Here is a 14,460-nt window from a genome sequence, read left to right as displayed (position 1 = left end):
TGATGTTACCGGGCAAAAGCATACTCAGAGCTGGACATATCGTGGAATATCCTGGGCAAACTCTTAGGATTTGCCCAGGTCGAGGCGGGTGGTCAGGGCCGCCGCCAGGCAGGCCAGGGGTACGGCCGGCAGGACGTACCGGTAGTCGAACTCGGCCACCGCGGCGGGCATCACCAGCAGAAGTACCGACGTCGACCAGGGCAGCAGCCACGCGGGCGGCTGATAAATCCCTCTCACGGACCTGGAGCGTCGCCGCCTGATCGCCAGGGCGGGCGGGACGAGCAGGACGGCCAGCAGCACGGTCCCCGGCAGCCGGGCCACGTCCTGGTAGGCGCGCATCCAGCCGGCGTACGGCTCGACGACCTCGGTGCCGATCGGCCCCTGCTCGTAGCGCTTGCCCAGGTCGACGCCCAGCTGCGCGGCCCACCGGCCAGGCGGCGGCGGCGAGGTGGCGGGGAACTCGTAGTAGTCGTAGATCTCGTGGTCGGGGTAGACCGGGCGGCCCCAGACGAACGAACGGCCCAGCTCCGACAGCACGGAGGCGGCGTAGTCGAGCGGCTGCTTGCGGATGGCCAGCGAGGCGAACCTGGCCGCCAGCTCGTCGGTCTGCTGGGTGAAGGTGATGTCGGGCAGCGCGACGAGCGGGGAGTCCTTGGCCCAGATGTACTCCTGCGAGGGCGGCCGCTGATCGGGCGGCCGCGGGTCGCAGAGCACCTTGAGATCCGGTGGAGGGTCCATCTTGGCGCAGTCGGCGAACGACATCGTCCGGGCGTACAGGAACGCGCCGTTCGCCCCGACGATGCCGACGCGGTGGTAGGTGGCGTAGAACCAGCCCCCGTACGCGAGGATCGGCGCCAGCGCGGCCACGACCACCACCCCGGCCAGCCCGACCCGCCTGTGCAGCAGGAACCAGGCCGCCACGACGACGATCAGCGGCTGGCCGACGGTCCTGGTGAGCGTGGCGGCGGCCAGCAGCAGCCCGACGGCGATCACCACGGACCGGTCGGCCAGGGTGAGCGCGACCGCGGCGACGATCAGGAACATGAAGAGCGTGTCGGAGACGAGCAGGTGCTCCAGCTCGATCTGGTAGGCGTCCAGCAGCACCGGCACCGTGGCCAGCGTCGCCGCCCACCTGGGTGCCCGGCGCGCGCACCAGTAGACCAGCACGCCGGTGGCCAGGCCGAGCAGGTGCTGCGCGGCGGCGACCGCGCCGAACGAGTGGAACGGTTCGAGCGCCTTCATGAAGGCCGAGTAACCGGCCGGACGCACCAGGTCGGGGCGCGGATGGAAGACGGTGACGATGTAGGTGTAGGAGTCGGGGAACCACAGGGCCGGGCGGTAGCCCAGCATCGTGATCACCCGAAGCGCGGTGCCCAGGGTCAGGATCGCCAGGAACCAGCCGTGCCGCCGCACCAGCGAGGCCGTCCGGGCGGGGGCGCCGACGGGCGTCGCCTCCTCCACCTGTACGTTCTCCCGCTCCCGCTTCACCGGCACGTCGCGTACGCTACCCGCGTTTCTGGCGATCTCGCGTAACCGGCGCCCACACCGGACGTGCCGCGGAGTCCCACCGCGCTCACCAGACGCACCTGACGCGCCGAAGGCCCGTGGCCGCGTCGCGGGGCCCGCGCGTTGGATACGCTCGCGATCACCGATGAGAATCGCCTGGCCGGACCGGACGCGCAGGCCGTCGGCGGGCCGGGTGCTCGCCGTGGTCTCGATCCTGCCTGCCCTGATCGTGGCCGGCTGGCTGCTCGCCGCGCTGCCGCTGCTGCTGGCAGGCTGGTACCAGCCGGTGCCCGCGCTGGTGCTCGGCGTGGTGGTGATCGGGCTGCTGTGCCGCTTCGCCGTTCGCGGGCCGCTGAAGGTCGTCGAGGCGACCGGGCGGCAGGTCGGCGCGGTCGTCGCCGTCGCGGTGGGGTCGGGTGTGTTCAACGCGATCACGCACACCGAGCAGTTGATCGTCAGGCGTGACCCCGCCACGTACGCGCAGTACGCCATCTGGCTGGCCCGGCACGGCTCGCTGCCGATCACCCCGCAGGTGGAGGCGTTCGGCGGGCTCGATCCGGCGCTCAAGTTCGACAGCATCGGGTTCTACCCCGCGGACGGGGCGGTGGTGCCGCAGTTCATGCCGGGGCCGCCGCTGCTGTTCGCCGCGGGTGACTGGCTCGGCGGGCTCGGCGCCATGCTGCTGACACCGGCCGTGCTGGGGGCGCTGGCCGTGCTCACGCTGGCGGGGGTGGTGGGCCGGCTCGCCGGTGGACGCTGGGCGCCGGTGGCGGCGCTGGCCTTCGCGGTGAGCCTGCCGATCCTCTACACCTCGCGGACCACCTTCAGCGAGATCCCCTCGCTGGTGCTGCTGTTCGGCGGCCTGGCGCTGGTCCACGACGCTCTGTCGCGGGAGGACAGGTCGCGGGGCTGGGCGGCGGGGCTGGGCGGGCTGGTGTTCGGGCTGGCCGTGCTGGTCAGGATCGACGGGCTGCGTGACGTGCTGCCGGTCCTGGCGTTCGCCGGGGCGCTGATCGCCTGGCGGCGCCTCGGCAGGCCCCAGGGGGCGCTCGGGTTGCCGCTCCTGGCCGGGCTCGCGACCGGTGCGGGGTTGGGGCTGCTGGCGGCGTACGTGCTGGCGCGGCCGTATATGTCCTATCTGTCCAAGTCGGTCAATCCGCTGCTGGCCATCTGCGCCGCCGTTCTCCTGCTCACCCTGGCGGGCGCGCTCGCCGCGCCCCGGCTGGCCCGCATCCGGCTGCCCAGGTGGCTTCCGGACGTGGGAGCCGCGCTGGTCGTCCTGGTCATGGTGGGACTGGCCGTGAGGCCGTGGCTGCAGACCGTGCGACGGGTGGCCACGACGCAGGAAGACCGGCTCACCTCCGAGTTCATCAGACAGACGCAGAAGGCCAACGGCCTGCCCGTCGACGGCACCCGGCTGTACTCGGAGCTGTCCCTGCACTGGGTGAGCTGGTACGTCGGCATCCCCGCGATCGTCCTGGCCACGCTCGCCGCGGCGGTGCTGGTGCGGCGGCTGCTCAGGAACGGCTCCCCGGCCGAGTGGCTGCTGCCGCTGGCCGTCATCGGCTGGACCACGGTGACCACGCTGCTGCGCCCGGAGATCACCCCCGACCATCCGTGGGCCGCGCGTCGGCTGGTCCCGGTGGTGATCCCCGGGATGATCCTGCTGGCGGTGTGGGGGCTGGAGTGGGTGCGCACCCGGGCGCCCATGCGTGGGTACGGCCGGTGGATCGGCGTCGTGGGCGCCCTGCTCGTCCTGGTGCCACCGACCATCACCTCGATCGGGACCGCGTTCACCCCGGTGGAGCGGGGCGAGCGGGCGGCCGTCGAGGCGATGTGCGCCAAGATCCCGCCGAACGCCTCGGTGCTGATCGTCGAGCGGGTGACGGCCAACCGGTTCACCCAGGTCGTCCGGGGCATGTGCGACCGCCCGACGGCCCAGGTCCTGGTGGAGGCAGGGAAGAATACGGCAAAGGAAGAAGACGTGCGCCGCCTGATCGATCGCGTCCGCGCCGCCGGCCGCGTCCCGGTGCTGCTGGCGGCCGAAGCGGGCCAGGTCGCCCCGTACGGCCCGATGACGCAGGTCATGGCCCTGGTGTCCCGGCAGGACGAGCGCTCGCTCGTCGACGCGCCGAACGGCACCTGGGGGTTCGGGATCAGCGTGTGGATGGCCGTTGCCTGACCCGTGTGTGGACTTTTCTCCCTGCTGGGCAGAGTACCCTCGACGCACGTGAGCACGTCTGAGACCCCCCAGAGTGGAAACGCCGTGGAAGAAGCGCCATACGTCACGATCGTCTTGCCCTGCTACAACGAGCAGGATCACGTCATCGACGAGGTCGAGCGCATCACCAAGGCGATGGACTCCAGCGGCTACACCTATGAGCTGGTGGCGGTCGACGACTGCTCCACCGACGAGACGCTGGCCAGGCTGCAGGAGGCCGCGCCCCGGTTCGAGCACCTGCGGATCCGCGCCTTCCACCGCAACGGCGGGTCGGGCACCGTGCGCCGCATCGGCACGCAGGAGGCCAGGGGCGAGATCGTCGTCTGGACCGACGCGGACATGACCTACCCCAACGAGCGCATCCCCGAGCTGGTCCAGATCCTGGAGAAGGACACGACCGTCGACCAGGTGGTCGGCGCCCGCACCAGCGAGGAGGGGTCGCACAAGCTGCTGCGCGTCCCGGCCAAGTGGGTGATCCGCAAGGTGGCCGAGCAGCTCGCCGGGCAGAAGATCCCCGACCTCAACTCCGGGCTGCGCGCGTTCCGCAAGTCGGTGGCCAAGCCCTATCTGCGGCTGCTGCCGCCCGGGTTCTCCTGCGTCACGACGATCACGCTGTCGTTCCTGTCGAACCAGCACGACGTCTACTACATGCCGATCGGCTACGCCAAGCGGGCGGGCAAGTCGAAGTTCAGCTTCGTCTCCGACGCCTACCGCTACATCCTGCAGGTGCTGCGGATGATCATGTACTTCAACCCGCTCAAGGTGCTCATGCCGCCCGCGTTGTGGCTGGTGGCGATCGGGTTCGTCAAGGGGATCTGGGACATGATCCAGCATCCGTTCTACTTCCCGGCCAACACCGTCATGATCTTCCTGTCGGGACTGCTCATCGGGTCCGTGGCGCTGCTGGCCGACCTGATCGTGCGCTCGCGGGGCGAATAGCGTGCGCATCGCCATCGTCGGCCCCACCTATCCCTACAAAGGGGGCGGGGCGCAGCACACCACCGAGCTGGCGCACCGGCTGACGGCACTCGGCCACGACGTGGTGATCGAGTCATGGCGGGCGCAATACCCGGCCTTCCTCTATCCGGGGCAGCAGACGATCTCGGCGCCCGAGGGCACCCCCTTCCCCAAGACGCTGCGCCGGCTCGACTGGCGCAATCCCGGCGGCTGGGTGGCGTGCGGGCGCCGGCTGCGCTCGGCCGACCGGGTGATCCTGGCCGTCCTGAGCCCGGTGCAGGTGCCGGCCTACCTCGGCATCCTGTACGGCCTGGGCGGCAAGGCCAGGACCGTCGCCCTGTGCCACAACGTGCTGCCGCACGAGCGCAAGCCCTACGACCGGCCGCTGATGAAGGCGCTGCTCAACCGGGTCGACGCCGTGCTCACCCACTCCGACCAGCAGGCGGAGCTGGCGGCGTCCCTGACCGGCAAGCCGGTGAGCGTGGCCGGGCTGCCGCCGCATCTGCCGTCCACGACCGGGGAGCGTTCCGCCGAGGTGCACGGGCGGCTGCTGTTCTTCGGCATCGTCCGGCCGTACAAGGGGCTCGACCTGCTGCTGCGCGCCCTGCCGGAGGGGGTCGGGCTGACCGTGGCGGGTGAGTTCTGGGGCGGGCTCGACGGGACCCAGGCGTTGATCGGTGAGCTGGGCATCGGCGACCGGGTGGAGCTCCGGCCCGGTTACGTGGCCGCCGAGGACGTGCCGAAGCTGTTCGCCGCGGCGGACGCGCTCGTCCTGCCCTACCGCAACGCGACCGCCAGCCAGAACGTCTGGCTCGGGCACGAGCACGGCGTGCCGGTGATCGCCACCCGCGTCGGCGCGCTCGCCGACCACATCACGGACGGCGTCGACGGGCTGCTGGTCGAGCCGGACGACGTCGAGGCGCTCCACGGGGCGATCAAGCGGTTCTACGCCCCGGGCGAGCCCGAGCGGTTGCGGTCGGGCGTCAAGGCGGTCGACCCGGAGCCGTTCTGGTCGTCGTACTCCGCGGTGCTCCTCGACGCCTGACGGCCCAGCAGGAAGGCGATGCCCGCGGCGACGGCGTCGCCCAGGGTGAACGCCACCCGCGACACCACCGCCACCGCGTAGGCCGGGCCGGTGCCGAGCAGCGGCGAGAGCACGAGGATCATGGCGCCCTCGCGCACCCCGACCCCGGCGGGCACGACGAACGTCAGCAGCCCGGTGGCCCAGGCGAACGCGTAGGCCCCGGTCGCCACCACGTAGAGGTCCCACCTGCCCGACAGCAGCCAGGTGTGCAGGCCGTACACGAACCAGCCCAACGCGGTCCAGCCCACCGCGACCAGCACGGTACGGCCGGGCAGCACGCTTTCGAGCGGCTCCTTGCGCGCCAGACGCAGGGCCAGGTTGAGACCCCAGGTGAGCACCTTGGGATGCAGGCACACGATGATCACGGGGACCAGCAGCAGGAGGTACCACGCCTGGCGTACGGCCTGTTGCGTCGCCAGCGTCGCGGCGGCGATCGACAGCGCGACCCCCAGGTTGATCACCAGGGACAGCGAGATGCAGGCGAACGTCCGGCGCGGCGGGCTGCCGTGGTCGCGGCCGAGCTCCATCATCGCCGCGTACGCCCACACAGAGCCGGGGATGTACTTGCCGAGCTGGCCCACGAACATGATCCGCCCGGCCACCGGCAACGGCAGCGGCGACCCGAGCCCGGCCAGCACTCCACGCCAGGCGAGCAGCATGCAGAACTGCCCGGCCAGCACCGCGGCGAAGGCCCCGAGCACCGCCCACGGCGACAACGCGGTCACGGCCGCGGTGGTCTCACCCCAGTTCCTGGCCAGTCCGTAGCCGAGGAAACCGAGCGCGACCAGCGCCAGGACGACGCGCAGCAGGCGGCGGAGCATTGGCCAAGGCTAACCGGGGGCGGTCACGGATAGCCAGACGATCGGGTCTTCGATCGTTCGGCGCCTCTCGTACGCGGGTACTGTTGGGCGGCGTGGGTAAGGAACGGGTCGCGCAGTTGGAGTACTCCGAGTTCCAGTCGGCGATGCTTGACGAGGAGAAACGCCGGCGCAAGGCCGCCAAGATCATCGCGGTGGTGGAGCACTTCCACGGCCCGCTCGGCGGGCTGACCGTCGGCGACGTCGGCTGCTCGGCCGGGTTCATCGCCGACGAGCTGGCCGGCGCCGGGGCCGAGCACACGCTGGGCATCGACATCGACGTGCCCGGGCTGCGCAAGGCGGCCGACCGGTTCGGTGAGCGGGTGGCGTTCGTCTGCGGCGACGGCACCGCGCTGCCCTTCCCCGACGGCTCGCTCGACGTGCTGGTGTTCAACCACATCTACGAGCACGTGGTCGACCCCGACGCCGTGGTCGCCGAGATGCACCGGGTGCTGTCCGACGACGGCGTGCTCTACCTGGGGCTGGGCAACCGGCTCGGCGTCATGGAGCCGCACTACAAGCTGCCCTTCCTGTCCTACCTGCCGCCCGCGCTCGCCGACCGCTACGTGCGCGCCTTCGGTCGCGCCGACCACTACTACGAGCGCTACCGCACCCGGCGCGGGCTGCGCCGGATGCTGCGGGCCTTCCACGTGTGGGACTACACCTTCCCGGTGCTGGCCACGCCGACGCGGTTCGCCGGGTCCGAGCTGTTCCCCGGCGCGCTGGGCCGCGTGGTGCGAACCGTGCTGGCGCGCACCCCGCGCGCGGTGCTGCGCCTGCTCCTGCCGATCGTGCCCACCTACCTGTGGGTGGCGACGAAGACGCCCCGGCGCCCGGCGGGCGCCGACCTCCCGCAGCCGCCCGAGCGGGTCCGCCCGCTGTGAGCACCATCAAGCCCGGCACATCCGGCAAGGCGCCCGGCTTGCGGAAGGCCGTGCGGTTCGGGTTCCTGCTGGTCGCCCTCGGGTTCGGCGGGTGGGCCGTGGCGTCGCAGTGGGACGCCGTGGTCGCCGGGTTCGCCCGGCTGAGCTGGCCGCTGCTCGCCGCCTCCCTGGTCGGGGTGGTGGCCGCGCTGCTGTGCGCCATGATGACCTGGCGCACCCTGCTGGCCGACCTCGGCTCGCCGCTGCCCCTGCGCCCCGCCGCCAAGGTGTTCTTCGTCGGCCAGCTCGGCAAGTACATCCCCGGCGCGGTCTGGCCGGTCCTGGCCCAGATGGAGATGGGCCGCGACCTCGGCGTGCCCCGCCCGCGCAGCGCGGCGGCGTTCTTCCTGATGATGCCGATCCAGCTGGCCAGCGGCCTGCTCGTCACGCTGGCCACGCTCGGCTGGGACCGGTTCGGCTGGCTGCTGCTCCTCGTCCCCGTGCTGCTGGTGCTGCTGGAGCCCAAGGTGATCAACGGGCTGATCGGGTTCGGGCTGCGTAAGCTCAAGCGCGAGCCCCTCGAACGCCGGCTGACCCGGCGCGGCATGCTCACCGCGCTCGGCTGGGCCCTGGCCGGCTGGATCTCCTACGGCGTGCACCTCTACTTCATCGTGCCGCAGAGCGGCCTGCTCTTCGCCATCGGCGCCTTCGCCCTGTCGTGGTCCCTGGGCATCATGTCGTTCGTCGTTCCCGCCGGTGCCGGTGTGCGGGAAGTGGTCATGGTGGGCGTGCTGTCGCCGGTGATGCCCGCCGGGCCGGCCATCGCCGTGGCTCTTTCATCGCGGATCGTCATCGTCATTGGCGACCTGATCTGCGCGGGTATGGCGGGAATCGCAGCTCGGCGCGACTCGGTGTGATTTGGACCACGATTTGGGGCTCAGTGGTCATAAGCTGAACCGTAGAGGGGGGCGAAAGGTCCCACGTTGATCTTGAGGGGAGAAGATCTTCGTAATGCCTCGAGTGCTCGTCGACGCCGCGGCGGTCCCCGCGGACCGTGGGGCGTTGATCAGATACGTGGACGGGCTCGTCGCCGGTCTCGACCGGGCGGGTGCCGACCTCGCGGTGGTCTGCCAGCGCGCCGACGCCGACCGCTATGGGCGGCTCGCGCCCTCGGCCCGGATCATGCCGGGCCCCGTCGCCATCACCAACCGGGCGGCCAGGCTCGCCTGGGAGCAGACCGGAGTGCCGCTGCTCGCCCGCCAGGCGGGGGCGCAGGTCATCCACGCCCCCTACTACTCGATGCCGATCCGCGCGGGCCTGCCCACGGTGGTGACCGTGCACGACGTCACCTGGTTCACCGAGCCCGACCAGCACAGCCCGGTCCGGGCCTCGTTCTTCAGGTCCGCCACCCGCACCTCCGTACGTCACGCCACCCGCGTCATCGTGCCGTCCAAGGCGACCAGGGACGAGCTGATCCGCGTGCTCGCCGCCGATCCGACCCGCATCGACGTCGCCTACCATGGCGTGGACCAGCGGGTCTTCCACCCGCCGAGCGACGCCGAGATGCTCCGCGCGGTCACCAGGTGCGGCCTGCACGGCCAGCCGTACGTGGCCTTCCTCGGCGCGCTCGACCCGCGCAAGAACGTGCCCAACCTGATCCGCGGCTTCGCCATGGCCGTCAAGAGCCTGGACCACCCGCCCGCGCTGGTGCTCGGCGGCGGGGTCCACGAGGACGACGTCGACGAGGCCTGCCGGGAGGTCGAGGCCACCGTCAAGGTGGTGCGGCCGGGCTACCTGAGCATCCCGGACCTGCCGGGGTTCCTCGGCGGGGCGGTCGTGGTGGCGTTCCCGTCGCGCGGCGAGGGGTTCGGGCTGCCCGTGCTGGAGGCGATGGCCTGCGGCGCGCCGGTGCTCACCACCCACCGCACCTCGCTGCCCGAGGTGGGCGGCGACGCGGTCGCCTACACCGAGCCCGACGCCGACAGCATCGCCAGAGAGCTGGGCCAGCTGCTCGCCTCCACCGAGCGGCGGCTGCAGCTACGCGAGGCGGGTCTGGCCAGAGCCCGCGAGTTCACCTGGGAAGCGTCCGTGGAGGCGCATCTCAGCTCCTACCAGCGCGCGATCGAATAGTTGGATAACCTCACCGAGTGATGGAGAGCTCTTTGCCAGACCTTGAGGCGATCCTCCTGGTCGGAGGGCAGGGCACGCGCCTGCGTCCGCTGACACTGGGCACGCCCAAGCCGCTGCTTCCCACCGCCGGAGTGCCGTTCCTGGCACATCAACTGGCCCGTGCCCGATCCTTCGGGGTGCGCCGGATCGTCTTCGCGACCTCCTACAAAGCCTCGATGTTCGAGCCCGTCTTCGGTGACGGGGAGGCGTTCGGGCTCTCGCTCGAGTACATGACCGAGGAGACGCCGCTCGGCACCGGCGGCGCGATCCGCAACGCCGCCGAGGCGCTCACCTCGGGTCCCGGCGATCCCGTGCTCATACTCAACGGCGACATCCTGTCCGGCCACGACATAGGCGACCAGGTTCGCACCCATGTGGACCGTTCCGCTGCTGTAACGCTCCATCTGACGGAGGTCGACGATCCGACCCGGTTCGGCTGCGTGCCCACCGACGACGACGGGCGGGTGACCGACTTCCTGGAGAAGACGCCCAACCCGGTGACCAACCGCATCAACGCGGGCTGCTACGTGTTCACCCGCTCGGTCATCGACCAGATCCCCAGGGGCGAGGTCGTGTCCGTCGAGCGACAGACCTTCCCGGGGCTCATCGAGTCGGGCGAGCTCGTGCTGGGCTACGCCGACCGCACCTACTGGCTCGACGTCGGCACGCCCGCCGCGTTCGTCCGCGGCTCGCGCGACCTGGTGCTCGGCCGGCTGGCCTCGCCCGCGCTGCCCGGCCCGACCGGCGAATACCTGGCGCTCGACGGGGCCGTGGTCTCGCCGGAGGCCAAGGTGCAGGGCGGCTCGACGGTGGGGGCGCGCGTCGTGGTCGAGGCGGGCGCCTCGGTGCTGGGCAGCGTGCTGGCCGACGACTGCGTGATCCACGCGGGCGCGTCCGTGACGGACTCGGTGGTGGGCCGGGGGGCGCGGGTGTGCGCGGGCGCGGTGGTGTGCGACGCGGTGATCGGCGACGGCGCGGTGGTGGGCCCGGGCAACGAACTCCAGGCAGGTGTACGCATTTGGCCTGGCATCGAGCTTCCTGAGCGCGCTGTTCGCTATTCAAGCGACGTCTAAACCCTTTTTTCTTCCTGTACGGCAAGCGGTGGGCACCCGCCACCCGCCATACAGGGCTGGGGGCCTCCAGGAATACGCCCGCTGAACCCGCACGTGGCCGGCCGCCGATACGCGCGCCCCTGACAAGGGCCACCGGCGCCCGGAGGCGTACGGGGACGGCAGACTGTAGGGGTGATGGAGCGGTGGTGGGAGCCTGGGCGTGTGCTGGATCTGGGCCTTGTGCTGGGGCCGCACCGGCGCGGCACCGGCGATCCCACCTGGCGCGCCACGCACGACGGTGCCGTGTGGCGCACCTCCCGAACCCCCGACGGCCCTGGCACCCTGCGGGTGAGCGTGCGGGCGGGGAGCGTGTGCGGGCAGGCATGGGGGCCGGGCGCCGCGTGGCTGCTCGAGGCGTTGCCCGCGCTGCTCGGGGCCGATGACGACGCCTCGGGGTTCAGCGTGCGGCATGCCGTGCTGGAGGACGTGGCCAGGAAGCACGCGGGGCTGCGCATCGGCAGGACCGGCCGGGTCATGGAGGCCCTGGTGCCGGCCGTACTCGAGCAGAAGGTCGTCGGGCGTGAGGCGTGGCGGGCCTGGCGGTGGTTGCTGAACCGCTATGGGGAGCCCGCGCCGGGACCCGCGCCCGACGGGATGCGGGTCGTGCCCGAGACGGGCGTGTGGCGGGAGGTGCCGTCCTGGCACTGGCATCGGGCCGGGGCCGAGGCGGTGCGGGCCAGGACGATCGCCACGGCGGCCTGGCACGCCGCCAAGCTGGAGGCCGCCGCCACCAGCGAGGAGCTCGACCGGTTGCTGCGGGCCCTGCCGGGCGTCGGGGTGTGGACGTCGGCGGAGGTGCGTCAGCGGGCCTTCGGCGATCCCGACGCCGTGAGCGTGGGCGACTTCCACCTGGCCACGCTGGTGGGCTACACGCTGACCGGCGAGAAGACCGACGATCCTGGCATGATGCGGCTGCTGGAGCCCTACATGGGCCACCGGCACCGGGCGACGGTCCTGATCTACCTCACCGGGCTGCGGCCGCCCGCGCGCGGGCCGAGAATGCCGGTGCGCGACTACCGCGCCTTTTGACCCTCCCCTAGGTGCGGGTCGTGAACCCAGCCCGTCGTAGTGTGCCGGTATGAGTCTCGTAAGTGATTCCGCACTCCGCCGTGCTCTCGCCCGGGCCCGCGACGGCAAGACCCTCGACGTCACCGAGGCGGCCGTGCTGCTCCACGCCCGCGATGAGCACCTTGACGCGTTGCTCGAACACGCCTCCCGGATCCGGGATGCCGGATTGGCAGCGGTCGGGAGGGAGGGCGTCATCACGTACAGCAGGAAAGTGTTCATCCCGTTGACCAGGCTCTGCCGGGACCGTTGCGGTTACTGCACGTTCGCGACGGCGCCGAACAAGCTGCCCGCGCCGTTCCTGAGTCCTGACGAGGTGCTGGAGATCGCCGCCCAGGGGGCGGCGATGGGGTGCAAGGAGGCGCTGTTCACGCTGGGGGACCGGCCCGAGGACCGCTGGCACCAGGCCCGCGAGTGGCTCGACGCGCACGGCTATGACGACACGCTGTCGTACGTGCGCGCGATGGCGATCAGGGTGCTGGAGGAGACCGGGCTGCTGCCGCACCTGAACCCCGGCGTGCTGAGCTGGCGCGACCTGCAGCGGCTCAAGCCGGTCGCGCCGTCGATGGGCATGATGCTGGAGACGACCTCGCGGCGGCTGTTCGAGGAGAAGGGGGCGGCCCACTACGGGTCTCCGGACAAGGATCCGGCGGTACGGCTGCGCGTGCTGGAGGACGCGGGCCGCTCGAACGTGCCGTTCACCACCGGGATCCTGATCGGCATCGGCGAGACCATCGAGGACCGAGCCGAGTCGATCTTCGCGATCCGGCGGGTGGCGCGCGAGTACGGCGGTGTCCAGGAGGTCATCGTCCAGAACTTCCGCGCCAAGCCCGACACCGCCATGCGCGGCCTGCCGGACGCCGACCTGCAGGAGCTGGCCGCCACGATCGCGGTGGCCCGGCTCGTGCTGGGGCCCCGGGTACGGCTGCAGGCGCCGCCGAACCTGGTCGACGCCGAGTACGAGCTGATGATCCGGGCCGGGATCGACGACTGGGGCGGGGTGTCGCCGCTGACGCCCGACCACGTCAACCCCGAGCGGCCGTGGCCGCAGATCGACGACCTGGCGGCACGGACCGGGGAGGCGGGGTTCCAGCTGCGGGAGCGGCTGACGATCTATCCGGAGTATGTGCTGGCGGGGGAGCCGTGGCTGGACCCTCGGCTGTTCGCGCACGTGGCGGCGCTGGCGGATCCGGTCACGGGGCTGGCGCGGGAGGACGCGGTGCTCCAGGGGCGGCCGTGGCAGGAGCCGGATGGGGGATTCGCGGCTTCTGGACGGGTGGATCTGCACGTCGAGGTGGACACGACGGGCCGGACCAACGACCGGCGCGACGACTTCGACAACGTCTACGGAGACTGGGAGGCCCTGCGCGAGCGCCTGGACTCCGGCGCGGCTGGGGGGCATACGCCGTCCGAGGTGCGGGCGGCGTTGCGGCGGGCGGAGGCGGATCCGGCGGGGTTGAGTGAGGCCGAGGCCGTGGCGTTGCTGTCGGCCGACGGCGGGGCGCTCGACGAGCTGGCCCGCATCGCCGACGACCTGCGCGCGCAGGCGGTCGGCGACGAGGTGACGTACGTCGTCAACAGGAACATCAACTTCACCAACGTCTGCTACACCGGCTGCCGCTTCTGCGCGTTCGCCCAGCGCAGGACCGATGCCGACGCCTACACGCTCAGCCTGGACCAGGTGGCCGACCGTGCGGAGGAGGCGTGGCGGGCCGGGGCGACCGAGGTGTGCATGCAGGGCGGCATTCACCCCGACCTGCCGGGCACCGCCTACTTCGACCTCGCCAAGGCGGTCAAGGCCAGGACGCCGGGCATGCACGTGCACGCCTTCTCCCCGATGGAGGTCATCAACGGCGCCAGCCGGACGAACCTGTCCATCGAGGACTGGCTGCACGCGGCCAAGGAGGCGGGCGTCGACTCGCTGCCGGGCACCGCGGCGGAGATCCTCGACGACGACGTCCGCTGGGTGCTCACCAAGGGCAAACTGCCCACCAAGGAGTGGATCGACGTCATCACCACCGCGCACCGGGTGGGCATCCCGACGACGTCCACGATGATGTACGGCCACGTGGACACCCACGTGCACTGGGTCAGGCACATCAAGCTGATCAGGCGGCTGCAGGAGGAGAGCGGCGGGTTCTCGGAGTTCGTGCTGCTGCCGTTCGTGCACACCAGCTCGCCGATCTACCTGGCGGGCGTCGCCCGGCCGGGCCCGACCGCGCAGGAGAACCGGGCCGTGCACGCGCTGGCCAGGATCCTGCTGCACGGCGCGATCTCCAACATCCAGTGCTCCTGGGTCAAGCTCCAGGACGACCTGTGCCACCAGGTGCTCCAGGGCGGGGTGAACGACCTCGGCGGCACGCTGATGGAGGAGACCATCAGCCGGATGGCCGGGTCGGAGAACGGCTCGTACAAGACGATCAGCGAGCTGCGCGCGATGGTCGAGGTCACCGGCCGGCCGGTGCGGCAGCGGACGACGGAGTACGGCCGGCCCGACGACGAGCGGCTGGCCGCGTCGGCGGCGAGCGACGGTGTCTGCCAGAGCGTCAGGCGGGTACTCCCGATGGCGTAGTTATAACAAGTTCTACCGAGTCTTGCGCCAGTCGTGGGCGGCGCTGGAAGAATC

At 71.4% G+C, this 14,460-nt stretch carries 11 protein-coding genes; 9 read left to right on the top strand and 2 right to left on the bottom strand.

What is annotated here, in order from left to right:
* Positions 1-63: 63 nt before the first annotated feature.
* Complete coding sequence (locus ACGFJ2_RS39600) at positions 64-1,494, bottom strand: hypothetical protein (RefSeq protein ID WP_393477344.1); 1,431 nt, start codon at positions 1,492-1,494, stop codon at positions 64-66.
* 157 nt (positions 1,495-1,651) lie between these two features.
* Here ACGFJ2_RS39600 and ACGFJ2_RS39595 point away from each other — a divergent pair, with 157 nt between their 5' ends.
* The 3 genes from ACGFJ2_RS39595 (at position 1,652) to ACGFJ2_RS39585 (ending at position 5,729) form a co-directional block, all read left to right on the top strand.
* A complete protein-coding gene (locus tag ACGFJ2_RS39595; protein WP_393477341.1) occupies positions 1,652-3,688 on the top strand; it encodes a hypothetical protein in 2,037 nt (678 codons plus the stop codon).
* Positions 3,689-3,772: 84 nt separating this feature from the next.
* Positions 3,773-4,666 carry a glycosyltransferase family 2 protein gene (locus ACGFJ2_RS39590; protein WP_357948993.1) on the top strand — a complete coding sequence of 298 codons (894 nt, stop codon included), beginning with the start codon at positions 3,773-3,775 and terminating at the stop codon, positions 4,664-4,666.
* A gap of 1 nt (position 4,667) precedes the next feature.
* The gene (locus ACGFJ2_RS39585; RefSeq protein ID WP_393477338.1) at positions 4,668-5,729 is read left to right on the top strand and encodes a glycosyltransferase family 4 protein; all 1,062 of its coding nucleotides are present in this window, start codon (positions 4,668-4,670) and stop codon (positions 5,727-5,729) included.
* Here the strand turns inward: ACGFJ2_RS39585 and ACGFJ2_RS39580 are convergent.
* The gene (locus tag ACGFJ2_RS39580; protein WP_357948997.1) at positions 5,630-6,589 is read right to left on the bottom strand and encodes a lysylphosphatidylglycerol synthase transmembrane domain-containing protein; all 960 of its coding nucleotides are present in this window, start codon (positions 6,587-6,589) and stop codon (positions 5,630-5,632) included. The two genes, ACGFJ2_RS39585 and ACGFJ2_RS39580, sit on opposite strands and share 100 nt — an antisense overlap.
* Positions 6,590-6,681: 92 nt before the next feature.
* On the opposite strand from ACGFJ2_RS39580, the gene ACGFJ2_RS39575 reads away from it, so the two are divergent.
* The 6 genes from ACGFJ2_RS39575 to ACGFJ2_RS39550 all read left to right on the top strand — a co-directional run bounded on the left by ACGFJ2_RS39575 (position 6,682) and on the right by ACGFJ2_RS39550 (position 14,406).
* Entirely contained in the window at positions 6,682-7,509 is an 828-nt protein-coding gene (locus tag ACGFJ2_RS39575) for a class I SAM-dependent methyltransferase (protein ID WP_357948999.1), read from the top strand.
* The gene (locus ACGFJ2_RS39570) at positions 7,506-8,405 is read left to right on the top strand and encodes a lysylphosphatidylglycerol synthase domain-containing protein (protein ID WP_393477334.1); all 900 of its coding nucleotides are present in this window, start codon (positions 7,506-7,508) and stop codon (positions 8,403-8,405) included. The genes ACGFJ2_RS39575 and ACGFJ2_RS39570 overlap by 4 nt, the downstream gene beginning before the upstream one ends.
* Positions 8,406-8,499: 94 nt before the next feature.
* Positions 8,500-9,618 carry a glycosyltransferase family 1 protein gene (locus tag ACGFJ2_RS39565; RefSeq protein ID WP_357949005.1) on the top strand — a complete coding sequence of 373 codons (1,119 nt, stop codon included), beginning with the start codon at positions 8,500-8,502 and terminating at the stop codon, positions 9,616-9,618.
* Positions 9,619-9,638: 20 nt separating this feature from the next.
* On the top strand, positions 9,639-10,730 hold the full coding sequence (locus ACGFJ2_RS39560; protein WP_357949007.1) for an NDP-sugar synthase: 1,092 nt from the start codon (positions 9,639-9,641) through the stop codon (positions 10,728-10,730).
* A 201-nt stretch (positions 10,731-10,931) separates the two neighbouring features.
* On the top strand, positions 10,932-11,798 hold the full coding sequence (locus tag ACGFJ2_RS39555; RefSeq protein WP_393477331.1) for a DNA-3-methyladenine glycosylase family protein: 867 nt from the start codon (positions 10,932-10,934) through the stop codon (positions 11,796-11,798).
* A gap of 49 nt (positions 11,799-11,847) precedes the next feature.
* Positions 11,848-14,406 carry a bifunctional FO biosynthesis protein CofGH gene (locus ACGFJ2_RS39550; RefSeq protein ID WP_393477328.1) on the top strand — a complete coding sequence of 853 codons (2,559 nt, stop codon included), beginning with the start codon at positions 11,848-11,850 and terminating at the stop codon, positions 14,404-14,406.
* Positions 14,407-14,460: the final 54 nt, after the last annotated feature.

Source organism: Nonomuraea sp. NPDC049028 (genome assembly GCF_043197735.1).
Classification (GTDB): Bacteria; Actinomycetota; Actinomycetes; order Streptosporangiales; family Streptosporangiaceae; genus Nonomuraea.
The sequence above is the reverse complement of the archived record's forward strand: the minus strand, read 5'-3'. Positions and strand labels throughout refer to the sequence as shown.